The 25,590-nt window shown below is 64.9% G+C and carries 20 protein-coding genes; 8 read left to right on the forward strand and 12 right to left on the reverse strand.

Translation table 11 applies throughout. The features are described from left to right. The first annotated feature begins 253 nt into the window (after window positions 1-253). Together ACSBOB_RS05060 and ACSBOB_RS05065 are read left to right on the forward strand one after the other, a co-directional pair. Window positions 254-1,552, forward strand: coding sequence for an NAD(P)/FAD-dependent oxidoreductase (locus ACSBOB_RS05060; protein WP_442581372.1), 1,299 nt, complete (start codon window positions 254-256; stop codon window positions 1,550-1,552). Between the two features lie 70 nt (window positions 1,553-1,622). After that, window positions 1,623-2,960 (forward strand): aromatic ring-hydroxylating oxygenase subunit alpha, encoded by a 1,338-nt coding sequence (locus ACSBOB_RS05065; RefSeq protein WP_442581373.1) that lies wholly within the window; start codon window positions 1,623-1,625, stop codon window positions 2,958-2,960. Between the two features lie 89 nt (window positions 2,961-3,049). Here ACSBOB_RS05065 and ACSBOB_RS05070 read toward each other — a convergent pair whose 3' ends face one another. From ACSBOB_RS05070 to ACSBOB_RS05100, 7 genes are all read right to left on the reverse strand, one after another. Next, window positions 3,050-5,107, reverse strand: a complete 2,058-nt coding sequence (locus ACSBOB_RS05070) for an alpha-amylase family protein (protein WP_442581374.1) — start codon at window positions 5,105-5,107, stop codon at window positions 3,050-3,052. Between the two features lie 21 nt (window positions 5,108-5,128). Further along, on the reverse strand, window positions 5,129-6,865 hold the full coding sequence (locus ACSBOB_RS05075) for an ABC transporter ATP-binding protein (RefSeq protein WP_442581375.1): 1,737 nt from the start codon (window positions 6,863-6,865) through the stop codon (window positions 5,129-5,131). Window positions 6,866-6,875: 10 nt separating this feature from the next. Continuing rightward, on the reverse strand, window positions 6,876-8,039 hold the full coding sequence (locus ACSBOB_RS05080; RefSeq protein WP_442581376.1) for an ABC transporter permease: 1,164 nt from the start codon (window positions 8,037-8,039) through the stop codon (window positions 6,876-6,878). A 10-nt stretch (window positions 8,040-8,049) separates the two neighbouring features. Then, window positions 8,050-9,036, reverse strand: coding sequence for an ABC transporter permease (locus ACSBOB_RS05085; RefSeq protein WP_442581377.1), 987 nt, complete (start codon window positions 9,034-9,036; stop codon window positions 8,050-8,052). A gap of 14 nt (window positions 9,037-9,050) precedes the next feature. Continuing rightward, window positions 9,051-10,052 carry a D-2-hydroxyacid dehydrogenase gene (locus tag ACSBOB_RS05090; RefSeq protein ID WP_442581378.1) on the reverse strand — a complete coding sequence of 334 codons (1,002 nt, stop codon included), beginning with the start codon at window positions 10,050-10,052 and terminating at the stop codon, window positions 9,051-9,053. Between the two features lie 121 nt (window positions 10,053-10,173). Then, the gene (locus ACSBOB_RS05095; protein WP_442581379.1) at window positions 10,174-12,108 is read right to left on the reverse strand and encodes an ABC transporter substrate-binding protein; all 1,935 of its coding nucleotides are present in this window, start codon (window positions 12,106-12,108) and stop codon (window positions 10,174-10,176) included. Window positions 12,109-12,389: 281 nt separating this feature from the next. Then, complete coding sequence (locus ACSBOB_RS05100) at window positions 12,390-13,130, reverse strand: GntR family transcriptional regulator (RefSeq protein WP_442581380.1); 741 nt, start codon at window positions 13,128-13,130, stop codon at window positions 12,390-12,392. A 205-nt stretch (window positions 13,131-13,335) separates the two neighbouring features. Here ACSBOB_RS05100 and ACSBOB_RS05105 point away from each other — a divergent pair, with 205 nt between their 5' ends. Next, on the forward strand, window positions 13,336-15,378 hold the full coding sequence (locus ACSBOB_RS05105) for a beta-galactosidase trimerization domain-containing protein (RefSeq protein WP_442581381.1): 2,043 nt from the start codon (window positions 13,336-13,338) through the stop codon (window positions 15,376-15,378). Between the two features lie 254 nt (window positions 15,379-15,632). Then, the gene (locus tag ACSBOB_RS05110) at window positions 15,633-16,859 is read left to right on the forward strand and encodes a M24 family metallopeptidase (protein WP_442581382.1); all 1,227 of its coding nucleotides are present in this window, start codon (window positions 15,633-15,635) and stop codon (window positions 16,857-16,859) included. A 256-nt stretch (window positions 16,860-17,115) separates the two neighbouring features. Here the strand turns inward: ACSBOB_RS05110 and ACSBOB_RS05115 are convergent, their stop codons facing one another. The 5 genes from ACSBOB_RS05115 to tsaD are packed head-to-tail and all read right to left on the reverse strand — an operon-like array spanning window position 17,116 to window position 20,649. After that, a complete protein-coding gene (locus ACSBOB_RS05115) occupies window positions 17,116-17,784 on the reverse strand; it encodes a class I SAM-dependent methyltransferase (RefSeq protein WP_442581383.1) in 669 nt (222 codons plus the stop codon). Continuing rightward, window positions 17,781-18,206, reverse strand: coding sequence for an EVE domain-containing protein (locus ACSBOB_RS05120; RefSeq protein ID WP_442581384.1), 426 nt, complete (start codon window positions 18,204-18,206; stop codon window positions 17,781-17,783). The genes ACSBOB_RS05115 and ACSBOB_RS05120 overlap by 4 nt, the downstream gene beginning before the upstream one ends. 30 nt (window positions 18,207-18,236) lie before the next feature. Then, entirely contained in the window at window positions 18,237-18,530 is a 294-nt protein-coding gene (locus tag ACSBOB_RS05125) for a YciI-like protein (protein WP_442581385.1), read from the reverse strand. Between the two features lie 59 nt (window positions 18,531-18,589). Next, window positions 18,590-19,567, reverse strand: coding sequence for an NAD(P)H-dependent glycerol-3-phosphate dehydrogenase (locus ACSBOB_RS05130; protein ID WP_442581386.1), 978 nt, complete (start codon window positions 19,565-19,567; stop codon window positions 18,590-18,592). Then, the gene (tsaD, locus tag ACSBOB_RS05135) at window positions 19,564-20,649 is read right to left on the reverse strand and encodes a tRNA (adenosine(37)-N6)-threonylcarbamoyltransferase complex transferase subunit TsaD (protein WP_442583640.1); all 1,086 of its coding nucleotides are present in this window, start codon (window positions 20,647-20,649) and stop codon (window positions 19,564-19,566) included. Before tsaD ends, ACSBOB_RS05130 begins: the two co-directional genes overlap by 4 nt. Window positions 20,650-20,750: 101 nt before the next feature. Between tsaD and hemC the strand changes: the two genes are divergently transcribed. The 4 genes from hemC to ACSBOB_RS05155 all read left to right on the forward strand — a co-directional run bounded on the left by hemC (window position 20,751) and on the right by ACSBOB_RS05155 (window position 25,581). Continuing rightward, window positions 20,751-21,680 (forward strand): hydroxymethylbilane synthase, encoded by a 930-nt coding sequence (gene hemC, locus ACSBOB_RS05140; protein ID WP_442581387.1) that lies wholly within the window; start codon window positions 20,751-20,753, stop codon window positions 21,678-21,680. Window positions 21,681-21,683: 3 nt separating this feature from the next. After that, the gene (locus ACSBOB_RS05145; protein ID WP_442581388.1) at window positions 21,684-22,412 is read left to right on the forward strand and encodes a uroporphyrinogen-III synthase; all 729 of its coding nucleotides are present in this window, start codon (window positions 21,684-21,686) and stop codon (window positions 22,410-22,412) included. An 88-nt stretch (window positions 22,413-22,500) separates the two neighbouring features. Beyond that, window positions 22,501-23,940, forward strand: a complete 1,440-nt coding sequence (locus ACSBOB_RS05150; RefSeq protein ID WP_442581389.1) for a COG4223 family protein — start codon at window positions 22,501-22,503, stop codon at window positions 23,938-23,940. Between the two features lie 9 nt (window positions 23,941-23,949). Then, complete coding sequence (locus tag ACSBOB_RS05155; RefSeq protein ID WP_442581390.1) at window positions 23,950-25,581, forward strand: heme biosynthesis HemY N-terminal domain-containing protein; 1,632 nt, start codon at window positions 23,950-23,952, stop codon at window positions 25,579-25,581. Window positions 25,582-25,590: the final 9 nt, after the last annotated feature.

A 25,590-nucleotide genomic window follows, 5' to 3' on the forward strand; every position in this document is an offset into this window, starting at 1 on the left:
ATCCATCGTTTGCCGGTCCGTGGCCTTGTCGACGGGATGGATCGACGACACGGACGGAGCCTCAGACTGGCAGAGATTTCTTGAAATGTACACATGTGTCTAGACAGGCAGCAATCTGTCGGTACAGTATCCGTCTGTCGGTTCTCGCCGCGCGGCGCCAAAGGAGCGAGTTTACCGCCACGTGCCGCAGCGGGAGAGAAGTGACGTATGGGTATTGGCGTGTCTCGCAGGGGCGCCGAGATTGGGAGAGCCAATGGCTTCGACGGCGGAACAAGGCGGGGCAGCGACTGGCGGCAAGACGGTCGTTGTCGTCGGGGGCGGCATCATCGGCTGTGCGGCTGCGTTCCACCTCCTGCAAGCAGGGGTCCGCAATGTGACGATCGTCGAGGCCAACGAGCCGGGCGCCGCGACCACCGGAGCCGGCGCGGGTTTCGTCTCCCATTGGTCGGCAGGCATGGTTCCGCTCGGCGAGGAGGGGCTGAAGCTCCAGCAATACGGGCTCGACTTTTACCGGATGCTGCATGAGCTCGGGACCGAGATCGGCTACCGGCCGAACGGGACCCTGATGATGGCGCTTACCGAGCAGGGACGCGAGGACTTCGTCCAGCCAGTGCTGACGTCGCCCCATGCGCCCAGGGAAATGCAGGACCTGACCGCCGCGCAGATCGGCGTAAAAATGAGGGGCCTGGTCGATCCGGCCCGCATCCATTCCGGCGCCTATAATCCGCATGGCATCCAGGTCGACACCAAAATGGCGCTGGGTGTGCTGGTTGACGAGATCAGGAAACTCGGCGGGATTGTCCGGGGCGGCACGCGGGTCACCGCGATCCATGATACCGGCTCCCAGGTGAAAATCGAAACGACCGGCGGCGATGTGGAGGCCGATGGCGTCGTCGTGGCTGCCGGCGCATGGAACAACGAAATCCTCGCAGGCCTCGGCTGGCACCTGCCGCTGCTCCGGGTTCTCGCGACGCGCGTCGTCACCGACGATCGCGGGCTCCCGTCCAGCATACCGACCGTTCAGTGCCGGGAACTGCGGCTCTGGCTTCGCGAAAGTTTTGGCGCGGTGATGTGGGGCAGCGGCCGCCACTATACGCCCCTGCACAGGCTGGAAGATGGACATGTCGAGCCCGGTCAGCCGCATAATCCCGGATTGATGCAGGCGATGATCGATCAGGAACTCGCCGAACTCCAGACGGTATTCCCTCCGCTGCGCCGCTCGAAGGTCGCGAGCTGGGCGCAGGGCATTCCCTGTTATACTCCCGATGTCGGCCTGTTCGTCGACCATGTGCCGGGTTGTACCAATGTCGTAGTGGTGGGGGGCGACAACGAAACCGGCGTCACCCATGGGCCGGGCCTCGGCAGGCTTGCGTCGGAACTCCTGCTTGACGCGCCGCAATTCGTCGATGCGGCCCGGTTTCGGGCGGAGCGTTTTGCGCGCGGCGCCTTTGGCACCGACGCTGAGGTCGAGGCGGCCATGCCCGCCTGGAGTGCGCGCGCCAACGAGCGTGCGCGATTCGGCAAAGCCGCGAACCAGGGCGGGATGAGATGATCCACCGCCAGGAAATAGCGCATTTCGTTCCATCGAAAAGTCATTCTCAAGCCAGCCGCCGGAGACATCCATGCAAGCGAGCAAAGACCTGAGGTCGCCGATAGACCGCAATGCCGTCGTCCGCCTGATCGACGAACACCGTCCCGACTGGTCGTTGCAGCAGGCTTTTTATCTGGATCCGGGCATCTTCGCCCTGGAGCGCGAACTATGGTTTCCGCGGCAATGGGTGATCGTGGCCCACGCCAGCGAGATACCGGAGAAGGGCCGCTACATCCTCCGTCAGCTGTTCGACGAGGAGATCATCGTCGTGCGGTTCGGTGACGGCGAGGACGACATCGCAGCCTACTATAACGTCTGCACCCATCGCGGGTCGCGGCTTTGCACCCGGGACGGTCGTGGACGGCTGCTGGTCTGTCCCTATCATGCCTGGTCGTTCCGGCTGACCGGCGAATTGCAGACAACGCGGGATCTGCCGGAGGGCGTCGACCCCGAGGCGCTCGGGCTGCACAAGGTCCCGATGAAGGTCGTCGGCGGGCTCGTCCTGTGCGGGCTGGCCGCCGAGAGCCTGCCGGATATCGAGCCTGCCGCGGAAGGACTGATCGAGGGCCTGCGCGAACATGGCGTGGCCAGTGCCCGCATCGTCGCCCGCAAGAACTATCTGACCAAAGCCAACTGGAAGCTGGTGCTCGAGAATTTTCTCGAATGCTACCACTGCCGGCCGGCGCATCCCGAATATTTCAGGGTCAACGGCCATGTGAAGGTCACCGCCATGCGTGACGCCGACAAGGCGGTCGAATGGCAGGAGGAGATCGACCAGTGGCACAGCGTGATCGGCGACGCGGAATTCAACAAGGGCGCCTGGGAAGCTGGCGACCTCGATACGATGCCGTTCGCCATGCACCGCAAACCGATCGGCTCCGGCCGCCTGACGCTTTCCGACGACGGCAGGCCGGTGTCTTCCCTGATGGGTGGCCGCAAGGCTTATGACGGCGGAGAGAGCGGGTTCCGGATCGGGCGCCTGTCCTTCCTCAGCGCCCCCAACGACTATCTGACGATGTTCCAGATGGTCCCGCGCAGCGCCAACGAGACCGACGTGATCCTGACGTGGCTGGTCGACAAGGACGCGGACGTCGACGTCGATGCCGAGAAGATCGCCTGGATGTGGGACGTCACCACCGTGCAGGACAAGAAGATTACCGAGGACAATGCAGACGGCATCGCGTCGAGGGCATATCGGCCGGGGCCTTATACGCCGCTCGAATCCCAGACCGCCTTCTTCGTCGAGACCTACCTGTCGCAGATGCGGACCTTGATCACCGGCGAACGCGGCGAGGCGAAGGCGGAGTGGACCGCTCCGGCGCAGCTCTTTGCATCGCCAAAGGCGGCGTGCAGCACCCCGCGGCGCTAGGAGGGCTGTTTCCCCAACGCATCGAGTGCGGATGCAAGCTGGTCCATCAACCAGTCGATCGCCGACAGCTTGCGTCAGGCAACCGCCCTTTATGCGTCGAACCGGATGGCCTCGAAGGCGCCGACCGGCGGGATTTCCACCCAGGCGTAGCCGTCGGCGTCAGGCCCGGAGACCGTCAGGGCCTTTCCCGCGACCAGCGCCCGCGCGCGCATGCCGGCACCGCGGATGCCCAGTCTCAGCCCGTGTATGTCTGACGGGTCTTCATAGAAGTTGTTGCTCTGGCCTGAGTAGTTGACGACATGCACCATGAAGTGCCCATCGGCGCCCGCCCGGCTGATCGTCAGTTCGACCCGGCCCTTCCCCACGAGCTTGACCGGCGCCTGGCCACGGCCAAGCGACACCAGCAGGTCGCGGAAATCGGGAATGCTGTCGCGCTGGTAGAGCCAGTCCGGCAGCCAGGGCAGATAGACCGCGCGGCCCTTGCCGAAGGATCGGCTGACCACGCCCGGCAGGTCGGACTCGACCTCGGGGTAGCAGAGTTCAGGCGGCCCGAACCGCTGCGGCGGCAACAACGTCATCGTGGTCGTCGTTCCATCGCTCAGATGCGGCGTCAAGTATGGGCCGTCCAGGTACATGAGGTCCGAATCCGGTGCATGCCCGTTCTCGCCTTCGCCCATGCGGAAATAGCCGCCGCGCATATCGGGCCGCAGCAATGCAATCGTGGCGACCGGCAGCGACCTCAGTGCATTGACCGTGCGTGGCCGGCCCTGCTCGTCGTAAAATCCGGTCTCGCCGGTCGCGACCAGCGTACCGCCCTCTTCGACGAACCGGTCGAGCGCGGCCGCCTCCACGTCGCTGATGCAGGCGACGCTCGGCAGATAGATCGTATCGTAGCGGCGCAGGGTCTCGGCAAAACCCGCCTCGCCCGCCTGCTCGTCGATCACGTAGTCAAATGGGACGCGGCTATCGAGCAGCGCGCGATACATGCCGCGAAACGAACCCTGCAAATATTTGGCGGACGCCGCGGCCCGGCCGTAGACGCCGGTCTTCCGGGATTGATAGAGGCCCGTCCGCGCCACCGACCGCAGTCCGGCATAGTGTTCGGAATTGTTCCCGTACCAGCGGAAGAGGTCGCGGACCGCCCGCATCGGCTTTTTGTCGTCCTGATCGATGACGCCGAGCAGGTAATAGTCGAGCACCGCTCCGTTGGCGATCTGCTGCGCAAAACGAAGCGTGTGGCAGGCGCCCGTCTCGGCGACAAAGCGCCATGCGAAGTCGATGAAGTTGGCGGATGTCGATCCGTATATCTTGCCTTTGCCATAGGCCGCGGCCCAGCGCGCCTGTTCGCCCGACTGATGCGGCCATTCCGGGGCGGGCCGGTCGACCGCCCGCTGCACCTCCATGCGGATCAGGTCGTTCCGGGTCCGCTGCCCCATCACCGCGGTCTGCGGCCGTGCGGCCTTGATCGCCGCATACATCTTGTCGCCAAGTTCGAGCGTGGTGACGTCCATGAATTCGAGATAGTCGCGGTAAGAGGGATCGGAGAAATCCTCCTTGAGCGGCAGATCCTTGCCATACATCTCCCCGAACCGGCGCCGGCAATTGCCGCAGACGCAGATGCCGAAATAGCGCCCCGAATAGTCGGTGCTGCGGTAGCCGAACATGTTGAAGAAGATGCCGTCGACCGGGTATCTGCCCAGCGCCTCGGCGATGATTTTCGGCGCATGGTCCTGATACCAGCCGCCGTTCACGCAGGCCTGATACGTGCCGTTGTATTCGAGCGGCTTGCCCTCGCGGTTGTGCACGAACCAATCGGGATGACGCTCATAGGCGATGCGCGTCGCCTTCGACATGTCGAAGCGACCGACGAGTTTCAGGCCTTTCGCATGCGCGGCTTCGATCATGTCGCCGAGCAGGTCGCGATCGAGGAGAGGATTGCGGGCGTGCAGTTCCAGTTCGGTCGGATAGAAGGCGAAGATGCCGCCAATGTTAAACAGCAGCACGTCGCAGCCGAGTTCGACGGTCTGCTGCGCCAGGCTTTCGGGGTCGAGCGCGGCGTCGGTCATCCTGAGATTGGTCTGCACCATGCGGAACGGCTTTTGCCACCATTGCCGCGCGTCGGCGCCGTTTGTCGTGGCCTCGTTCATGGTCTCGATCTCCGAAAATGGTCAGGCTTGAGCCGCGGTAGCGTCGAAACGGTGCCGGTGCAGCATGCGCTTGTTGCGCGGGTCGGGATTGGGGACCGCGGAAATCAGCGCCCTGGTGTAGGGCTCGTCCGGGTCCGTGCAGATCTTGTCGGCGTCGCCGATCTCGACCACGCGCCCCTTGTGCATCACCGCGACGCGGTCGCAGAAATAGCGCACGACCGAGATGTCGTGCGAAATGAAGATGAAGGACAGGCCGAGCCGCGCCTGGATGCCGAGCAACAGGTCGAGGATCTGGGAGCGGATCGAAACGTCGAGCGCGGACGTCGCCTCGTCGGCGATGATGATGCGCGGATCGAGCGCCAGCGCGCGGGCGATGCCGATGCGCTGCCGCTGCCCTCCGGAGAAAGCGTGCGGATAGCGGTCCATCATCGCCGGGTCGAGACCGACGATCCGCAGCAATTCCGCCACACGGTCGTCGAGTTCGGAACCGCGGGCCAGCCTGTTCACATAGAGCGGGTCGCCGACGATCTGCTTGACCGTCATGCGCGGGTTGAGCGAGGCGAAGGGGTCCTGAAAGATCAGCCGCACTTCCGAGTGGAATTTCCTGAGTTCGGACTTCGTCATCGCCGCGACATCGACCTGCGTGCCATCCTTGGCGCGGTAAAGCACGGTGCCGGCGGTCGGCTCGGTGATGCGCAGGATCAGCCGGCCGACGGTGGTCTTGCCCGAGCCGCTCTCGCCGACGATGCCGAGATTCTCGCCGGGATAGAGGTCGAGGTCGACACGATCGACCGCCTTCATGCCCTCGGCGGCGCCGTAGCCGAATAAGCCTTTGACGTCGCCATAACGCTTGGTGAGCCCGCGGACCGAGAGAATCGGCCCTTTCGCCACCGGCATAGCCGCTTCCATGGCGATCCGGCGTTCGGACTTGTGTTCGAGCTTCAGCGTCGAGGCGAGAAGCTGCCTTGTGTAGGGGTGCCCCGGCGCGTGAAAGATGTCGTCGACCGGCCCGGTCTCGACGATCTCGCCTTGGCGCATGACAGCCACTTCGTCCGCGACCTCGGCGACGACGCCCATGTCGTGCGTGATTAAAAGCATCGCCATGCCGCGCTCGATCTGCAGCCGCTTGATCAGGTCGAGAATCTCTGCCTGCGTGGTGACGTCGAGCGCCGTCGTCGGCTCGTCGGCAATCAGGATGTCCGGGTTGCAGGCCAGCGCCATGGCGATGCAGACGCGCTGGCGCATGCCGCCCGAATATTCGAACGAATAACGCTCGGCCATCGCCTCGGGATTGGCGATCTCGACCTGCCGGAGCAACTCGATGGTGCGCGCCCGCGCGGCTTTCCTGTCGAGCCCGAGATGGAGTTCCGTCACCTCGTCGATCTGGTTGCCGATGGTGTGGAACGGCGAGAGCGAGCTCATCGGCTCCTGAAAGATCAGCCCGATCTTCGCGCCGCGCAGCCGCCGCACCTCCTTGCCCTTCGGATCGAGCGCGGTGACGTCGATCGACCTGCCGTCGACATGAAGCACGATGCGTCCGGACGTGATCTTGCCCGGCCGGTCGACGATGCGCATCAGCGAGCGGGCGGTAACCGACTTGCCGGAGCCGCTTTCGCCGACAAGGCAAAGCGTCTTGCCGCGCGTCATCTGGAAACTGACATTCTTCACGGCGTGGAAGACGGTCTTGCGGTTGTCGAATTCGAGCGACAAATCGTTGACGGTCAGCACGACGTCGTTCGGTTGGGCCGCGGTTTCCATCAGCCGCCCTCTATTCCGAATAAGGATCGGCTGCGTCGCGCAGGCCGTCGCCGAAGAAGTTGAGGGCAAGCACGGTAACGATCACCGCGATGCCGGGCGAAAGCAGCCAGGGCGCGGTCGCCACGGAGCGGATGTTCTGCGCCTCCTGGAGCAGGACGCCCCAGGAGACGACGGGAGGACGCAGCCCGATGCCGAGGAAGCTCAGCGCCGTCTCGGAGAGCACCATGACGGGAATGGCAAGCGTCACTGAGGCGATGATGTGGCTGGCAAAGCTCGGCGCCATGTGGCGCAGGATGATGCCGAGTTCGCTGGTGCCGTCGAGCCGCGCAGCGACGACAAAATCCTCGTTCTTGATCGCAAGGAAGCGGCCACGGATGACGCGAGCCAGCCCGGTCCAGCCGACCAGCGACAGGATGATCGTGATGATGAAATAGACCTGCAGCGGCGACATCGAGGGCGGGATCGCCGCCGCCAGCCCCATCCACAGCGGGATGGTCGGGATCGCCAGCAGGAACTCGATGGCGCGCTGGATGACGTTGTCGACCTGCCCGCCGTAGTAGCCGGACAATCCGCCGAGCAGGATGCCGAAGAAGAGGCTCAGGCTGACGCCAACGAGGCCGATCGTCATGGAGATGCGCGTGCCGTGGATGACGCGGCTCAGCATGTCGCGGCCGAGCCGGTCGGCGCCCCACAGATACATAGGTTGCTTGGGATCGAGCGGCCCGATCAGGCGGATGTCGGAGGGGATCAGGCCCCAGAGCCGATAAGGCGCGCCCTTGACGAACAGGCCGACCGGTATCCTGGCCTCGGGGTCGATGACGAATTCCCGCGCAAAACTCTCCTTGTTGACCTGCACCTTGTAGCCGTGGACGAACAGCCCGAATCCGCTGTCGTCCCAGAAATGCAACTGCTGCGGCGGCGCATAGGTGTAGCGCGCCGAATAGGCGCCGGCGTCTTGCGGGGCGAGGAACTCGGCGAAGATCGCGACGAGGTAGATCAGGATCACCACCAGGCCGCCGACGACCGCCAGCCTGTGCCGCTTGAACTTCCACCAGGCGAGCTGCCATTGGCCGGCGCGCTGGAACTTCGCCGTTCCAACCGGAGCGGCCTCCGTCACGCCGGTTTCAGGCGCCGGCGGCGTGTTCAGCGTCAGATCGTTGTCGTTGATGCTCATCGGCCCGCCCTCATCTGTAGCGAATGCGCGGGTCGAGCCACGCGAGCAGCAGGTCGGAGATGAGCGTGCCGATGACGGTCAGCACCGAGAGCATTAGGATCATCGCGCCGGCGAGATAGACATCCTGCGAGACAAGGGCCCTGAGCAGCAGCGGCCCGGTGGTCGGCAGGTTGAGCACGATCGCGGTCACGGTCGCGCCGGAAACCAGTTCGGGCAACGTCCAGCCGATGGTCGAGACGAACGGGTTGAGCGCCGCCCGGACAGGGTATTTGAAGATCAGCCGCCATTCGGACAGGCCCTTGGCCCGTGCCGTCACGACGAAGGGCTTGAACAGTTCGTCAAGCAGATTTGCCCGCATGATGCGGACCAGCGACGCGATATGCGAGGCGGCGAGCACGAAGACCGGCACGATGAGATGCTGTGCGAGATCGGCTGCCTTCTCCCAACTCCACGGCGCATCCACATATTGCGCCGAGAACAGTCCGTCGACGCTGACGCCCCAGAACCGCAGCGCGAGGTACATCAGGATCAGCGCCAGCAGGAAGTTCGGCACGGCGAGCCCGACGAAGGCGAAGAAGGTCGCGGCATAGTCGCCGATCGTATATTTTTTGACCGCCGAATAGATGCCGACCGGCAGCGCGATCATCCAGGTGACGATCAGCGCGGTGAAGGAGAGCACGAAAGTCAGCCCGAGCCTGTTCCACAAGAGGTCGGACACCGGCGCATCCCAGTCGAAGGAACGGCCGAAATCACCCGCGAACAGGATCTTGGTGATCCATATCCAGTATTGCACCCAGACCGGCTGATCGAGCCCGTAGGCGGCGCGCAACTGCGCCAGCGTCGCCGGATCGATGGTGTCGCCCTGTTGCGACATCTGGGCGGCGAGCGTGGTGACGAAATCGCCGGGCGGCAATTGGATCAGGATAAACGACACCACCGAGATCGCGAACAACGTCGGGATCATGAACAGGATGCGCTTGAGGATATAGCCGAGCATTTTCGCCGTCCCGCCTAGCGGCTGGCGCCTTTTGTCCAGAGGTCTTCCTCGGTCATGCGGTTGAGCATCGGCTCGCCCGCGCGATAGCGCCGGAAGTTCTCCGTGATGACATCGAGCGAACGGTCGATCTTGTCGGGCACCGCCGCGGTGAAATGCGGCGTGATGAGAAGGTTCGGCGCATCCCAGATCGGGTCGTCCTTTGCCGGCGGCTCGGGATCGGTGACGTCGAGACCAGCACCGGCGAGCCGGCCCTCCCTGAGCGCGGCGATCAGCGCGGCCTGGTCGATCACCCCGCCGCGGCTGAGGTTCACGATGATGGCGCTCTTCTTCATGCGACTGATGGCGCGGTCATCGATCAGATGGTGCGTGGCGTCCGAAAGGTTGAGTACCAGCGCCAGGATGTCGGCCTCGTCGAGGATCGCATCGATCGTCTCGCCCTTGTCGGCCGAATACATGCGGTCGACGCCCGGCGGGTTGGGCAGGTCGCGGCGGCGGTAGCCGAGCACGCGCATGTTGAAAGCCTTGGCGCGGCTCGCAAGCTCGACGCCGGTATGGCCCATGCCAAGGATGCCGATGGTGCGACCGTAGAGCGCACGCAAATCGTTCATTTCCGGCGAACGGCGCCATTCGTGCCGCTTCTGGGCTTCGTAGAAATCGGGGTAGCGGGAGCACAACATCAGGCTGAACATCAGCACATGCTCGGCCAGGGCTGGCCCGGAGCGTCCGGCAGAGCCGGTGACGACCAACCTGCGCGTGAAAACATCGGCGCGCGCCGACTTGGTAAGCCCCGCATGGTCGCAATGCACCCATTTGAGCCTGGGTGCCTGGACATGCCGCTCGTCGAGGTCGCCGGCAAGGATGGCGATCTCGGCCTCTTCAAGTCCTGCGGCGACCGCGGCCCCGTCCTTGGACGAGACGGCAACGAGCCGGTCGGGCTTGATCGCATCGACCAGCCGCTCCCAATGCGCCCCCTTGAACGGCACTTCGGTGTCAACCATCACGACGCGCTCGGTCATCTTCGCCTCCGGTTCATATCAGGGTTGGCGGGACGGGCGGACGCGCGGCCTGCGATGGCCGTGGTCCGCCCGCTGCCCGGGAGGAACTTCGCCGGCCAAGGCCGGGCGAAGCGGGGCGAACTCATTGCTTCGCGATGAAATATTGCTCGGGATTGGTCGGGGCCGGCGTGGGATAAATCCATGAAGCGGGCATCGACTTCGGCACGTTGAGGAAGTTCTTCTTCTTCACGCCATATCCGCTGCCCGGCCATGCGACCCCCATGGTCCAGAACTCGTCGGCGGCGATGTCGAGGATCTGGTTCATGATCTTCGCCTGCTCCGCGGCGTCGGGGCTCGCCTGCAACTGGCCGTAGAGCTCCATCTGCTTCTTCGCGGCCGCCGGCGGCTCCTCCGGCTTTACCTGAGAGGTGTCGGGGTTGACGCCGAGATAGTAGGCTGTCCAGGTCGGCGCCCAGTAGTAGCTGTCGTTGTTGGCGGGAAACCACCAGCGCGGGTCGAGGACCACCTCGGCGCCGTCGCCGCCGCCGCGCTCCCAGGCCACGCCTTCGAGTTCACCCGCATCCTGGCGGGTCTGGATCAGGGTGCGGTCGAGCGGCGTGGGCACCATGTTGATGCCGACCTTGGCCCACTGCGCCGCGACCAGCTCCAGCGCATCGCCGAAGACCGGGTTGGCGGCGCTGTAGGCGTAACTCAGCACGAACCGGCTGCCGTCGGGCTTGAGCCGCACGCCGTTCGCGTCCTTGTTGGGCAGCACCTTGTCGAGATATTCGTTCGCCTTGGCGACATCGTACTCCGTGTACTGCCTGGCGAGCTTCTCGTTGTAATAGACCGAACCTGGCAGCGGCGAGGTCTGCGCCACCTCGCCTTGGCCGAGCCAGATCACGTCCAGAACCTCCTGCCGGTCCATGGCGTAGGAAAGCCCGATGCGGAAATCCTTGTTCTGGAAGAGCGCGCGGGTCGCAGGATCCTTGTGGTTCAGGTTGAGCATCATGACGATGTAGTTGGGGCTGACAGGCGTCTCCTCGAAGAACTCGTAGCCGCCGGCCGCCTGCCCTTCGAACAGCACCGGCTTGTTGGCGGTGGTCGCCAGGCTGCGGTCCTGGAAATCGATCTCGCCGGCCAGCGTCTTGGTGACCAGCACCTGCGGGTCCGACAGCACGTCGAAGTCGCGCACGTCGATATAGGGAAGCTGGTTACCCTCGGTGTCGACTTTCCAGTAGTACGGATTGCGCTCGGCCACGGCGCGGGTTGCCGAGCCCGAGCCGTAACCCTGCGTGAACACCCACGGGTTGATCGTCGGCACTTCGGTATTGGCCCAGAAATTCGACTTGTTGACCATCAGGCCCACCCAGTCGGTCTGGCCGGCGGCCTTGATCTCGGCTTGCACGTCCGGATTGTATTTGGGGTGGAATTTCTGGAGATAGTGCCTGGGATAGCGCACCGCGGCGTTGTCGAGCGGGCGCGCGGTGGCAAGATACTGCAGGAACAGGCCCTTGGGGTTCTTGAAGGTGAATTTGGCGGTGGTCTCGTCGATCATCTCGAAGCCGCAGGTCGATCCGTCCGAATTGATGAAAGGCTCCTGCGGCGAGGGCGTGAATTGCTTGTCGAGGAATAGGTCCTCGAACCAGAACTTGATGTCCTCGGCGGTGAACGGCGTGCCGTCCGACCACTTCATGCCTTTCCTCAGCGTGAAGGTGTATTCCTTGGCGTCGGGGCTGACCTCGACCTTTTCCGCAATGTTGGGAATGACTTCCTTCCAGTCAGGCGACCAGCGCATCAGGTTCTCATAGGAGACCGTGCGCAGCACCCAGCCGTCGTCCGAACCGCCGACCATGGCCGAGCGCCAGTGCCCGCCATAGTCGCCCACCCGGTCGACCGGGCTGACGACGAGCGGTTTCTCGGGAATGCGCTGATCGAGCGGCGGCAGCTTGCCGGCCGCGACCTGCTCGGCCAGCATCGGCGCTTCGCCCGCCAGCACGGCGTTTGGCAACAGCATTGCAAGGGCGCATGTCGCAACCAGCGCCGGCAGCGATCTGGTCCTGTATCGTCTGATCATCCAATCCTCCCGATTCAAACCGCAGGTTTGCTTCTGCCGCCGCCTTCAAGGCCACCCGGCGTTGACAGGTTGCGTTTCCGCCCGCTTGAACCGTTGCCGGCTCACAGCCTCCTTGGGGCGCAAACTTACATAGCACATTTCTTACGGCAAATTATGTGCGATCTGCAATCAAGAATCTGAACTTTTGCGTCAGAATCGGAGTATTTTGACTGGTGGATGAAATCGAACCTATGCGAGCAGTTGCGCCAGAAAGAAAATAACCTGTTGAAAAAGCGTTCTTTTCAGACAGAAATGCCTGCCGTGGAAGCGCCTCGCATCCGATCGCGCCGCATGTGCGCAAGGAAGATTCCACGCGAACGCATCATGTGTTTACCGATCGCCTGCACTGCGGCGTCCGGATCTCCATTCTCGACGGCCGCCACCAGTTCCCAATGCTCGGCGCAGGAGGCGCGCATATGCGCGAGCGTCAGCGGATTCTTGAGCGACAAAGCGCGCAGCCATGAATTGTGCTGCTTCATGATCCGCACCGCCTCGACGTTGAAGTGGCGATCGGTGATGTAGTCGTGGAAATCGACATTGGCCGCGTGGAACTCGGGATAGAGCGCTGCATCGCATGCCGACTGGCACTTTTCCTGCAATACCCTCAGTGCCGCGACGTCTTCCTGGCGGGCGAATTCGACGAAGGTCCGCATGATATAGGGTTCCAGCAAGGCCCTGATATCAAATATGTTTCTGACCATGTCCTCATCGATCAGCCGTACCCGCGCGCCGCGATTGGGCGTAATGACGATGAGCCCCTCGCCTTCCAGTCCCTGCAGCGCTTCGCGCGCGGGATTGGTGCTGGTGTTGAAGCGTGCGGCGATGTCGCTGACCTTCAGACGGGCTCCGGCGGGAATGCGGCCTTCGAGGATCTCGTCGCGAAGCAACTGCTGCAGCCGTCCGTATCCGGGCTCGCGCCTGGACGCGCGGCGACCAACGGAAATGGCCTCATCTTCGTCGAGCAGATCCAGCTTTGCCGCCACTCTATGTTCTCCCTCGCCCAAGCCATTCGCATTAGATAGCACAGGCCTCGCGGAAATTCTAACTCGCCATTGACATATCGTACATAATCGTCGAGCACTTATGTGCTTTTCCGGTGACGATCAAGCGCCGCCGGCAATCAGCCAACCTTGGCAGGAATGGAAGGGCGGTCCAACCGCCCTCCGGAATCGATGTCGGAGCAATTTGATGACGGAATGGTGGCGCCAGCCGCAGCGGATCGTGCAGACCAATCTCAGGCTGACCGACGCGAGCCTAGACCCCGAGACCGTTGCGAGGTCGCTGGTCGATTTCGGCGCGACGGCGATGCTCTTCAACGTCGGCGGCATCTTCGCCTGGTATCCGAGCACGCTGCCCCTGCAGGCGCCGAACCCGCGGCTCGATCGCGACCTGCTCGGCGAGATGATCGGCGCCGCCCACAGGCACGGCATCAAGGTGATCGGCCGCTACGACCTTTCCAAGGCGACGAAGATCGCCTTCGATGCCGAGCCCTCGTGGTTCTGCCGCGACAGCAAAGGCGAACCCTTCGAATACAACGGCACCTACCAGGCCTGCGTCAACGGCGGCTGGTATCGCGAGCAGTCGCCCAAGGTGCTTGAGGAAAGCCTGGGCCGCTACGAAATCGACGGCATGTTCTTCAACATGTTCGGCTATCTTGCCACCGACTACAGCTACCGCAGCTACGGCCTCTGCCATTGCGAGAATTGCAAGCGCGATTTCCGCGCCTTCTCCGGCCATGATATTCCCGGGGACACGTCCACTTCCAATCCGGTCTACCGGCAATATCTGCGGTTCCAGGACATCACCAGCAGAGAACTCGCCTCCAGCATCTATGAGCGCGCCAAGGCTATCCGTCCGGGCGTCGCGATCTCCAACATGGGCCGCAAATCGGATTTCTTCCGTGGCGAGATCAACCGCCGCCTCGATCGCCCGCACCCCGAATGGGTCCACTATTCGGGCGAGCAGGCGAGGACCTTCCGCTCGGTAGGCGGCGACGAGATCCGCCACTCGGCCGCGCTGACCCACTTCATCGATTTCCCCTGGCGCTACAGCGCCGAGAGCGCCGCGGCGCAGGCGCTCCGCCTTGCACAGCAACTCGCAAACGGGGCCGACCCGCATTATTACTTCATGGGGCCACCCGAGCAGCCTGACCGCAAGGCGTTGCCGGCCGTACGCGACATCTTCGCCTACTACCGGAAACATCAGGCGCTCTATGGCGGACTGGTTTCCGAAGCGCGTATCGGCCTCTACAGTTCCGTGAAATCGCGGCGCTATCATCCCGAATCAGGCGGTCTTCCGCTGAGGGCTTTCCGGGGGGCTTACCGTGCGCTGCTGGAGTCCGGTCTCGCCTTCGATCTTATCGCCGATGATCGCGGCCCCGATGCGGATTTCGTGGAGCGCCATTCCCGCTATGCCACCATCGTGCTGCCCGCCGTCACCTGCCTAAGCGATGCCGAAGCCGCCAGTCTCGATGCGTTCGCTCGAAATGGCGGCACGCTGGTCGTGCTTGGTCCCGCCGGCATCTATGACGAAACGGGCAATTCCCGCCCCGCTTCGGCATTGGCGACCCTGCCTTACAACGAGGTGCGCGAGACGATCGCCAGCACCCGCGGCGGCTATCTCCGCGTCGATGCCGACCCTCTGCCGGGTCTCGACAGCGATTTGGTCATGCTCGACGGCGCCTATCAGGTGGTCAAGCCCAAGGCTGAAGCGGAAGGTCTGTACGAGATGCTGCTGCCGCAGCGCTTCGGCCCGCCGGAATTCTGCTTCCCCGAACCGGACCTTGCCTCCGGACTGCCCGGCGCCCTCATTGGCACAGCCGGCCTGGGAGAGGTCATCTTCGTTCCCTGGCAGCCGGATGCGCTCTATTACGAACACAGCCTGCTCGAACACAGGGCGTTGATCGCCAGGCTCGCCGAACGCGGCACTGGAGCATCGGCCGTGACGCTCAATCGTCCCGACCGCATGGAGGTCACGCTCCAGCGCCACAAGACGGATGGCACGCTGGTCGTCCACCTCGTCAACTATTCCGGCCAGAGCGACAATTCTTATGCCGAGCCGATCCCCGCACACGGCCTTGTGCTGACATTGCGCGGGATCAAGGGGGCAAAAGCCCGCGCCCTGGTTGCCGATATCGATATCCCCATCGGCGCCGCGGATGCCGAGGGAGCGATCACTCTCGAACTGCCGCCCGTCGGATATTTTGAAGCAATCACCATAGCGCAGGGCTGATCCCTGCAATAACGGCGCGATGTTTCCGCCGGCGCGTCTGCCTGATGGACGATGTTCTGGTCGATTTGTGCGCGCGCAGACGCACGGCCGATCCGTTGCGGCCGCCACGATAGAGCACTTCCGGCGAGAGCAGGATCGCCTGTGACGCTCTATCCCTTTGTTTTTACGCAACGCCATTCAGGACGCAAAACCGCTACGCACTTCTACCGGAATCGCTTTAGGTAACGTCCCTTGCGTCAGGAAAGGGAAATCGGATGACCATCGGCGTCGGCGGGTCGACCATCGAGGAAGAACTCGGCCGGATGCGGCCGATGCGGGACAGCGTTCAGGCGGTCGGCGAAGACGAGCGGCGAGCGCGCATCGCTAAGGCCCAGTCGGTCATGCGCGCGCAGGGCATCCAGGCGCTCTACCTCGACGCTTCTACGAGCACATTCTACTTCACCGGTGTGCGGCTGAGGCCTTCGGAGCGCCTGCATGGCGCGATCATCCCGGCGGACGGCGATCTCGTCTATCTCAGCCCCGCCTTCGAGGAGGCCAAGCTGCGCTCGATGATGCCCCTGCCGGGCGAGATCAGGTGCTGGCACGAGCACGAGGATCCGACCGCGCTGGTCATCGATGCCGTCCGCGACATGGGCCATGCCAGTGGCGTGCTGGCGATCGATCCGATGACGCCGTTCTTCACCTTCGACGGGCTGCGGCGCGCCGGAAATTCCTACGACTTCGTCAGCGGGAACGTCGTGACCGGCGAATGCCGCCGCATCAAGTCGGCCAAGGAGATCGAACTCATCGGCACCGCGATGGGGCTGACGCTCCAGGTGCAGGAGGCGACGGCGCGCATCCTGCATGAAGGTATCACCACGACCGAGGTGGCGGACTTCATCAGCCGCGCACATCTCGGGCTGGGCTTCGACAGCGCGCCGAATTTCTGCATCGTGCTGTTCGGCGAGCCCACCGCCTATCCGCACGGGGTGCCCTATCCGCAAACCCTCAAGCGCGGAGACATGGTGCTGGTGGATACCGGCGCGTTGTTGCATGGCTATCAGTCCGACATCACCCGCAGCTATGTCTTCGGCGAACCGGACGCGCGCCAGCGTGCGATATGGAACCTCGAAAAGCGTGCGCAGGAGGCTGCCTTCGCCGCTGCTCGGATCGGCGCGCCATGCGAAACCGTCGACGCCGCGGCACGCGGTGTGATCGAGGCTGCGGGTCTCGGCCCGGGCTACGCGACGCCCGGCCTGCCGCACCGCACCGGACACGGGATCGGCCTAGACGTCCACGAGGAGCCTTACATCGTGCAGGGCAATGCGACGCCGCTTGCCGCCGGCATGTGCTTCTCCAACGAGCCGATGATCTGCATCTATGGCGAGTTCGGCGTCCGCCTTGAGGACCATATCCATATGGCCGAAGACGGGCCGCGCTGGTTCACACGACCCGCTCACACGGTGGACGATCCGTTCGGGATCGAGGTTGCGGCCGGATGAACGCAACCTGTCCTTGACGCACTTTCGATGATTCGGCCGTTAGGCTGCGCCGGCCAGACGTTCGGCTACTGGCGGCGTACGGAGTAAGGCGTTGTCGCCGAAACCGTCCTGAAGGGAGGCGGTGCCGCCGCTCTCACACGCCCGATAGAGGCGTCGACCAGCCGTGGCCGGCGCTGTATGGAAGCATGGCGATGAACTCATGGTGTCGAACACACGTGGACCCTAACAGTTGCGCGAGGCGCGGGCGGCGGTTTGATCAGCCGAAGCGCCAGACCGTCGTGCGCTTGACCTCGGCATCCTCGAGCGCGCGGGTGACCGGCACCTGGTAGACGGCGTATTCCGTCAGGCGATCCCTGGGCAGATAGGAACGGCCGGGGTCGCCGATGAGGATCGTCGCACCGCGCCCCGCCAGCGCCGAAAACCATGGCACCAGCCGGCTGGCGAAGTCACGATCGTAGAACACGTCGCCGGCAAGCACGACTTCCCAACCGTCGTCCGTGCCGATCAGATCGCCACCATCGAACGTGACGGAAACGCCGTTGCCCGCTGCGTTCAACGCCACGGCCGCCGCGCTGAACGGATCGATGTCGGCGGCGGTCACCTGTGCGGCGCCCACCTTTGCGGCCGCGATCGCCACAAGGCCCGACCCCGTCGCGAAATCGAGCACGGTCCGACCGCGTACCGTCGCAGGATTGTCGAGGACATGGCGTGCAAGGCCCTGGCCGCCCGCCCAGGCAAAAGCCCAGAAAGGCGGCGGCAGGCCGATCGCCTCGAGTTCTTCCTCGGTCCGGTGCCAGAGGTCGTGCGCCTCATCTGCAAGGCGCAGCCTGATCTCCGGCACATGCGGCGGTGCTATCAGGGCAGTGTTGGCGAGGATAAAGGCGGTTTTGTCCTTGGCCGGGGGCGTCGGGCCGGACGCGTTCACGGCGCCGGGTCGACACCGCCGACGCGGCAGATCTCCTGCCACTCGTCCGGTTGCACCGGCTGCACCGAAAGCCGCGAATTGTTGACCAGCACCATCTTGTCGAGCTTGGGGTTGGCCTTGCAGTCGTCGAGCGACACGGGCGTGGGAACATCCTTCACGGCGCGAATATCCACGCATTCCCAGCGGGCGTCCTCGGTGGTGCTGTCCTGATGCGCCAGCTTGCAGACCTCGACGATGCCTACCACCGCGAGACCCTCGTTCGAATGGTAGAAGAAGCCGAGATCGCCGATCTGCATGGCGCGCATGTTGTTGCGCGCCTGGTAATTGCGCACGCCGTCCCATTCCTGGCCCGCCTTGCCCCTGGACTTCAGCATCTCCCAGGAAAAGGCGCTCGGTTCGGATTTGAAAAGCCAGTATCGCACGGCGCTTCCCCTCGTCTTGACGGCCCGGCGTCACGCCGTCGGGTTGTTGAAAACCCAGTTCCAGGGCTGCACGGTCACGCTCTCGAACAGGCCGGCCTTTGAGAACGGATCGTTGGCGGCGATCTCCTTGGCGGCGGCGAGGTCGGCCGCTTCGACCGCGACGAGGCTGCCGCACGGCTTGCCGTCTCCGTCGAGGAACGGACCGGCGAATTTCAGCGTGCCTTCGGCATTGAGCTTGTTCAGATATTCGACGTGGGTCGGCCGGTTGTCCATGCGGACCTGGAGATGGCCGGGCTTGTCTTTGCAGGTGAAGACGAAGATCATCGCATTTCCTCTTTGCTCGTTTCCTCTGGCGCTTGCCGGCGGGAAGACCTTGGGTAGCCTCAATCCGTCTCGGATTTCAAGGGCCGCGACATCAGGCTTTCGACCGCCTCGGCGATCGTCAGCCTGCCGGCCAGTATGTGAGCGGTGGCGGCGATGATCGGGGCCTCGACACCCTTTTCCACGGCGATGCGTGCCGCGATGCCGGCGGTGGCCACGCCTTCGGCCAGCGGCCGGCCGGCAAGCGCCTCGCCTCGGCCGAGCGCCAGTCCATAGGCAAAATTGCGCGACTGTGCGGAGGCGCAGGTCAGCAGCAGGTCGCCTAGGCCGGAAAGGCCCATCAGCGTTTCCGGCTGCGCGCCGAACGCCGCGCCGATGCGGCGCAATTCCACGAAGCCGCGTGTGACGAGCGCGGCTTGCGCGCTGGCGCCGAGCCCGGCGCCCAGGGTCGCGCCGGCGGCGATGGCCAGCACGTTCTTCAGCGCGCCGCCGATCTCGACGCCGGTCTGGTCGGAGGTGGAATAACAGCGGAAGGCGCGCGTCGACAGGAGCGCGGCGAGATCGGTTGCAATCGCACCGGAACGCGCCGCGATCACCACGGCGGTGGGCATGCCGCGCGCCACATCCGTCGCAAAACTCGGCCCGGACAGCGTCGCGCAGGGATTGGCTGGGCAGATCTCGGCGGCCACCTCCGACAGCAGCTTGCCGGTGCCACCCTCGATGCCCTTGGCGCAGAGCACCAGCGGCAGGCCGGACGACAGAGATGGCGCGGCCTGCGCCAGCACAACGCGCAGCGATTGCGCCGGAACGACGGCGAGCACGGCCTCGGCCCCGGAGACTGCGGTCCCAATGTCGGTTGTGGCCTCGATGCCGGCTTCGAACGCCATGCCGGGCAAGTAGCGAGGATTGCCGCCGGCCGATATGGCGTTTGCCGCCTCGGCCTCGCGCGCCCATTGCGACACGCCGTGGCCGGCCCGCAATGCGGTCAGCGCAAGCGCCGTTCCCCAGGCGCCGCCACCCAGAATTGCGAGCCGGCTCATGCCTTGGCGCCCCTTCGGCCGGAACCGAACACCGGCGCGGAAGCGCCATCCAGCGGCCAACGGGAGCGCGGCACGAAATCCATGCCGCCGGTGTCGGCAAGCCCGGCCCGCAGGCGCTCTATGCCCGCCCAGGCGATCATCGCCGCATTGTCGGTGCAGAGCGCCATCGGCGGCGCGACGAACTGGAAGCCGCTGTCGGCGCAAAGTTTTTCCAGTGCCGAGCGGACCGGCCTGTTCGCGGCGACGCCGCCTGCGACCACAAGCGCGGGACACGCGGCCGTCGGAAATTCCGTGGCGAAACGGGCCAGCGCCCGTTGCACCCTGTCGGCAAGGGCGTCTGTCACCGCTGCCTGGAAGGAGGCGCAAATGTCGGCGACATCCTGTTCGCTGAGCGGCGCGATCGCCGTCGCCGTCTGCCGAACCGCCGTCTTGAGGCCCGAGAACGAAAAATCCGGGCGCGCCTCGCCCTTCATCGGACGGGGGAAGGCGAAGCGGCGGGCGTCGCCGTTGCTTGCCGCCTTCTCGACATTCGGTCCGCCAGGATAGGGCAGGCCGAGCATCTTCGCCGTCTTGTCGAAGGCCTCGCCAAGCGCGTCGTCGATCGTCGTCGCCCAGCGCTGATAATCGCCGACGCCGCGCACCAGCACGATCTGCGTATGGCCGCCGGAGACCAGCAGCAGGAGATAGGGGAACGCCAGCCCGTCGGTCAGGCGCGGCGTCAGCGCATGGCCTTCGAGATGGTTGATCGCCAGCAGCGGTTTTCCACTCGCCGAAGCGATTGCCTTCGCGGTCATCAGCCCGACGATCAGTCCGCCAACCAGCCCCGGTCCGGCGGTCGCGGCCACCGCGTTGATATCGGAAAGACTTGTGTCGGCGTCGGCCAGCGCCGCTTCAATCAGTCCGTCCAGCGCCTCCACATGCGCGCGCGCCGCAATCTCCGGAACCACACCGCCGAAGGCAGCATGTTCCTCGATCTGGCTAAGCACGATGTTGGAAAGGATGCGCGCATGCCCATCGCCGTCTAGCGCCACCACGCTCGCGGCGGTCTCGTCGCAACTGGTTTCGATGCCCAGAACGCGGATCATCTGCTCGAAAAACGTCCGTGATTGTCCGGCGGGGATTTCCCCGTTAGGAGAAGCCCGGCCGGGCAACTCCGCCGGCTGCCTATCACGGACCGGGCTTGATGCAAACTGCCACTCTCAGGATCGGAACACGCGGAAGCCCGCTGGCGCTGGCCCAGGCGCGGGAGACACGCGCCCGGCTGATGGCCGCGCATCGCCTGCCGGAAGAAGCCTTCGCCATCGAGGTGATCTCGACCAGCGGCGATCGCATCCAGGACCGGCCGCTGTCGGAAGCCGGCGGCAAGGGGCTGTTCACCAAGGAGATCGAGGAGGCGCTGCTCGCCGGCAGCATCGACATCGCCGTGCATTCGTCGAAGGATATGCCAACTGAGCTTCCCGAGGGCTTGCGGCTCTCCGCCTTCCTGCCGCGCGAGGATGCACGCGACGGGTTCGTCGGAAAGGCGGCCGCTACGATCGAGTCGCTGCCGCATGGCGCGACGGTCGGATCGTCGTCGCTGCGACGCCAGGCTCTGATCCGCCGCATGCGTCCCGATGTCTCGGTCGTCACCTTCCGCGGAAACGTGCAGACGCGGCTGCGCAAACTGGACGAGGGCATTGTCGACGGCACGATCCTCGCTCATGCCGGTCTGAAGCGGCTCGGAATGGCCGACGTGATCACCGACCTCATGCCGCTGGAAAAGTTTCCGCCGGCGCCGGGGCAAGGGGCGATCTGCATCGAGAGCCGCATCGGCGATGCGAGGATCGAGGAACTGCTCGCGCCGATCCACCACCGCGATACCGGGCTGGCGCTTGCCTGCGAGCGCGCCTTCCTTGCTGCCCTCGACGGCTCCTGCCGCACGCCGATCGCCGGCTATGCGACGGTCGAGGACGACAACATGCATTTTGCCGGGCTGATCCTGTCACCTGACGGCCGGACGGCGTTTGATGTCGTCATGGACGGCAGCGTCGGCGAACCCGAAAGCCTGGGTCGCCGCGCCGGAGAATTTGTACGCGAAAAGGCCGGCACGCGCTTTTTCGAGAGCTGGACCTGACTTGTGGCAAAAGTGCTGGTGACCCGCCCGCAGCCGGGCGCAGTGCGCACCGCCCGACGTCTCGCGGAACTGGGACACCGGCCGGTCGAACTGCCGCTGACCCGAACGGTGGCGCTGCCCATCGAGGCTGCGTCGCTCTATCCAATGGTCGATGCCGTGGCGGTGACCAGCACCAACGCGCTCCGGCATGCGCCGGCCCCGGTGCTCGCGAGGCTCGCCGAGCGCCCATGTTTCGCCGTTGGCGAACGCACTGCCGTAGAGGCCCGCGAACACGGATTCCAGAGCGTGACGGCTGGCACTGGCGATGCGGGGTCTCTTGCCGGTCTGATCAGCGCGCGTCTTGGCCCCGGCGCTACCGCTGCCTATTTGACGGGAAAGGTTCGCCTCGGCGATTTCGAGGTCCGGGCTGCCGCTGCGGGCATGAACCTCCTCGTGGTGGAAACCTACGATACGCAGGACATCGACTATCGGCCGCAACAGCTTGTCGAGATACTCGGAACGGAACCGATCGATGCCGTGCTACTTTATTCGGCCAATGCAGCCGGCTGTTTTTCCAGCCTGCGTTGGCCGAAGGGTTTTGACGATTGGATGGCGCGGGCGGCGTATCTGTGCATGTCATCGCGTGTCGCCGACAGGCTCGCGAACCCTGTGAAGGCGCGTATTCTTGTCGCAGCGGAGCCGTCGGAAGCAGCGTTGCTCGGACTTCTGGAGCATGTAACCGGGCGGTCATGACCCGGCCTCTTTTCAGCGCAGGCTGATGTGATAGGTATCGACCGAGGCGGCACGCCGGCTCGTGAACAACGACAGCGGAGACCAGTGCATGGTCAAGACGCCGAGAACCCGGCATTCCAAAACCCGGCGGGAGCCTCTCACCATAGAGCTCGACCCGGCCGATGTTTCGCGCGTGGCGGAGGCGGAGCCGGGCAGCCAACCGTCTTTCGAGACGGACGCGGCCGAACCTGTGGTGGAGGCCGATGCTTTGAACGAGCCGGCGGTAGACGCGACAATGGATTCGGGGACCGGCGACAGGGACACGGTCGCGGCTGACGCCGACACGACTTTCTTGACCGAGACAGGCACCGCGACACAGCCTGAACAGGAATATCAGCCGGTAGAGGCGGCGCAGGAGCCGCCCGGCTATGGTTTCGACGAGCCGGAAAAGAAACGCACCGCGCAGTCCGCATCCGAGGAACCTGCCAAGACAACCGTTCCGCCTACACCGCCACGCCGCGACGGATTTTCGCGTATTGTCGCGGGTGTGATCGGTGGTGTTGTCGCGCTCGCCGCGGCGGGAGGACTGCAATATGCCGGCGTCCTCGGCGTGCCGGTTGCGCAATCCAGCGGCGGCCAGTTCGGTGCCGATATCGAGAGACTGAAGCAGGAAATCGCGGCCTTGAAGAGTGGCGCGGGGGGCGGAGACGCGTCCGGCGAGGTCACCGTACTGGCCAGCGGTCTCGACGCGGTCAAGACAGATGTAGCAGCGCTAAAGGGCGCCATTTCCTCCGGCGCCGGTGGTGATGCGGCCGCAGTCCAGGCGCTCGACGCCCGCATCAAGGAGATCGAAACAACGGTTGCAGCCTTGAACCAGGGCGGCGCGCCGGATGCGGCGGCACTTTCACAGCTCGGCGAACGCATAGCGTCCGTCGAGGCGCTGGTGAAGTCGGCGGGCGAATCAGCGGCGGCTACCGAGAGCAAGCTCGCGGCGCTCGAACAGTCCGTCACCGCACTCACCGGCCGCGTTGATGCGCAGGCGCAACAGCCGAAGATCGCGCTGGCCATCGCCACCGCCGCGCTGAAGTCGGCGGTCGACCGCGGGGCGCCGTTCCAGGCTGAGCTTGAGACCTTCGCCGCAATCGTTCCCAACACGCCGGAACTCGCGACGCTGCGAGCACACGCCGAACAAGGTGTTGCAACGCGCGAGACCTTGCTGGCCGAGGTCGAGCCGGCGGCTGCCGCGATGATCGCCGCGGCAAAACCTGTCGATCCGAATGCCGGTTATTTCGACCGGCTTTTGAACAGCGCCGAATCACTGGTTTCCGTCCGCCCCGTCGGCGAGGTCGAAGGCGCCGGCGTGCCGGAGATCGTGGCGCGCATGGAAGTCGCGCTCAAGGCGGGCGATCTCGACAAGGCGATCACCGAGTTCGACGCGCTTCCCGATCCGGCCAAGGCTGCCGCTGGCGGTTTCGGCGACAGGCTGAAGGCGCGGCGCGACGTCGAGCGGCTGGTGGACCAGGCGATTGCCGGCGCGATGAAGGCCTGAGGACGACAGATGATCCGTATCCTGATCTTCCTTCTCGTCGTCTTCCTGCTCGGACTGGGTTTTGCCTGGCTTGCCGACCGCCCCGGCGACATGGTCGTGACCCTCGACGGCTACCAGTATCGCGTCACGCTCATGGTTGCCGCTGTCGGCGTCGTGACGGTGGTCGCCGCCGTGATGATCGCCTGGTGGCTGGTCAAGTCGATCTGGAACAGCCCCTACATCATCTCCCGTTATTTCCGCGTGCGGCGGCGCGACCGCGGCTACCAGGCGCTGTCGACCGGCATGATCGCCGCCGGTGCCGGTGATGCCGCGCTTGCGCGCAAGAAGAACAAGGAAGCCGCCAAGCTGATCCGTTCCGATCAGGAGCCGCTGATCCAGCTTCTCGACGCGCAGGCGTCGCTGCTGGAAGGCGACCATGACGGTGCGCGCCAGAAATTCGAGGCCATGCTCGACGATCCCGAGACGCGCCTGCTGGGCCTGCGTGGCCTCTATCTGGAGGCCGAACGCCTGGGCGACGGCGCGGCAGCGCGCCACTATGCCGGACGCGCCATCGATCTCGCGCCACAGCTCGGCTGGGCGGCGGATTCGACGCTGGAGGAAAAGACGGCGCGCGGTGACTGGGACGGCGCGATCAAGATCATCGACGCGCAGAAGTCGACGCGGCAACTCGACCGCGACGCCGCGAACCGCAAGCGGGCCGTGCTCCTGACGGCCAAGGCGCAGGCGGTTTTCGACACCGATTTTGCCTCCGCCAAGACTGCCGCGCTGGAAGCCAACCGGCTCCAGCCGCATTTTGTGCCGGCTGCGGTCGTCGCCGCCAAGGCGTTGTTCCGCGGAGACGACACGCGCAAGGGGGCTAGGATTCTCGAGGCCGCGTGGAAGGCCAACCCGCATCCCGATATCGCCGACCTTTACGTGCATGCCCGTCATGGCGACGCGGTCAACGACCGGCTGGCGCGGGCAAGGAAGCTGCAGTCGATCAAGCAGAACCATGCCGAATCGTCGCTGGCCGTGGCGCGCGCCGCCCTCGATGCGGCCGACTACGGGCTGGCCCGGAAGGAAGCGCAATCGGCCATCCGCATGCAGCCGCGCGAAGGCGCCTGGCTGCTGCTTGCCGACATCGAGGAAGCCGATACGGGCGACATCGGCACGGTGCGGCAAATCCTTGGCAAGGCGGTTCGGGCGCCGCGCGATCCGGCCTGGGTGGCGGATGGGGTCGAATCCGAGAGCTGGGCGCCAGTCTCGCCGGTGACGGGCCATCTCGACGCCTTCGAGTGGCGCATCCCGGTCGAGCGGCTGGGCCAGGTGATCGAGGACGAGCCGGAACCGGTTGCAAAGCCGGTGCTTGCCGCCCCAGTTGCGGTGGTCATCGAGCCGCCGGTCGAGGTAACGCTGCCCGAGCCGGTTGCCGAACCGGTCGCAAAGGTGGCGCCGGTGCTTCCAGAGCCCGCCAACGACCGCAAGCCGGTCGAACCGCCCGCGAAGCCTGTGGTGGTGGATGCCGCGGACGCTCCGGCGGCCGATCGCCCGTCGGAAAAACCTGAAGGCGTGGCAGTTGTCATCGCGCCGCCCTTGCCCGATGATCCCGGCGTCGATCCCGACGCTCCGGCCAAGGCGCCGCGGCGCTTCGGGCTGTTCTGACGGGCGGGT

The sequence above is a fragment of the Mesorhizobium sp. KACC 23794 genome, assembly GCF_052180275.1.
Lineage (GTDB): Bacteria > Pseudomonadota > Alphaproteobacteria > Rhizobiales > Rhizobiaceae > Kumtagia.

What these genes read in the sequence shown, in the direction of transcription:
- ACSBOB_RS05085 (WP_442581377.1), bottom strand. Translation starts at nt 9,036, where the DNA reads ATGCTCGGCTATATCCTCAAGCGCATCCTGTTCATGATCCCGACGTTG.
- ACSBOB_RS05065 (WP_442581373.1), top strand. Translation starts at nt 1,623, where the DNA reads ATGCAAGCGAGCAAAGACCTGAGGTCGCCGATAGACCGCAATGCCGTC.
- ACSBOB_RS05105 (WP_442581381.1), top strand. Translation starts at nt 13,336, where the DNA reads ATGACGGAATGGTGGCGCCAGCCGCAGCGGATCGTGCAGACCAATCTC.
- ACSBOB_RS05095 (WP_442581379.1), bottom strand. Translation starts at nt 12,108, where the DNA reads ATGATCAGACGATACAGGACCAGATCGCTGCCGGCGCTGGTTGCGACA.
- ACSBOB_RS05060 (WP_442581372.1), top strand. Translation starts at nt 254, where the DNA reads ATGGCTTCGACGGCGGAACAAGGCGGGGCAGCGACTGGCGGCAAGACG.
- ACSBOB_RS05125 (WP_442581385.1), bottom strand. Translation starts at nt 18,530, where the DNA reads ATGATCTTCGTCTTCACCTGCAAAGACAAGCCCGGCCATCTCCAGGTC.
- ACSBOB_RS05070 (WP_442581374.1), bottom strand. Translation starts at nt 5,107, where the DNA reads ATGAACGAGGCCACGACAAACGGCGCCGACGCGCGGCAATGGTGGCAA.
- ACSBOB_RS05080 (WP_442581376.1), bottom strand. Translation starts at nt 8,039, where the DNA reads ATGAGCATCAACGACAACGATCTGACGCTGAACACGCCGCCGGCGCCT.
- ACSBOB_RS05155 (WP_442581390.1), top strand. Translation starts at nt 23,950, where the DNA reads ATGATCCGTATCCTGATCTTCCTTCTCGTCGTCTTCCTGCTCGGACTG.
- ACSBOB_RS05110 (WP_442581382.1), top strand. Translation starts at nt 15,633, where the DNA reads ATGACCATCGGCGTCGGCGGGTCGACCATCGAGGAAGAACTCGGCCGG.
- hemC (WP_442581387.1), top strand. Translation starts at nt 20,751, where the DNA reads ATGCAAACTGCCACTCTCAGGATCGGAACACGCGGAAGCCCGCTGGCG.
- ACSBOB_RS05090 (WP_442581378.1), bottom strand. Translation starts at nt 10,052, where the DNA reads ATGACCGAGCGCGTCGTGATGGTTGACACCGAAGTGCCGTTCAAGGGG.
- ACSBOB_RS05150 (WP_442581389.1), top strand. Translation starts at nt 22,501, where the DNA reads ATGGTCAAGACGCCGAGAACCCGGCATTCCAAAACCCGGCGGGAGCCT.
- ACSBOB_RS05075 (WP_442581375.1), bottom strand. Translation starts at nt 6,865, where the DNA reads ATGGAAACCGCGGCCCAACCGAACGACGTCGTGCTGACCGTCAACGAT.
- ACSBOB_RS05130 (WP_442581386.1), bottom strand. Translation starts at nt 19,567, where the DNA reads ATGAGCCGGCTCGCAATTCTGGGTGGCGGCGCCTGGGGAACGGCGCTT.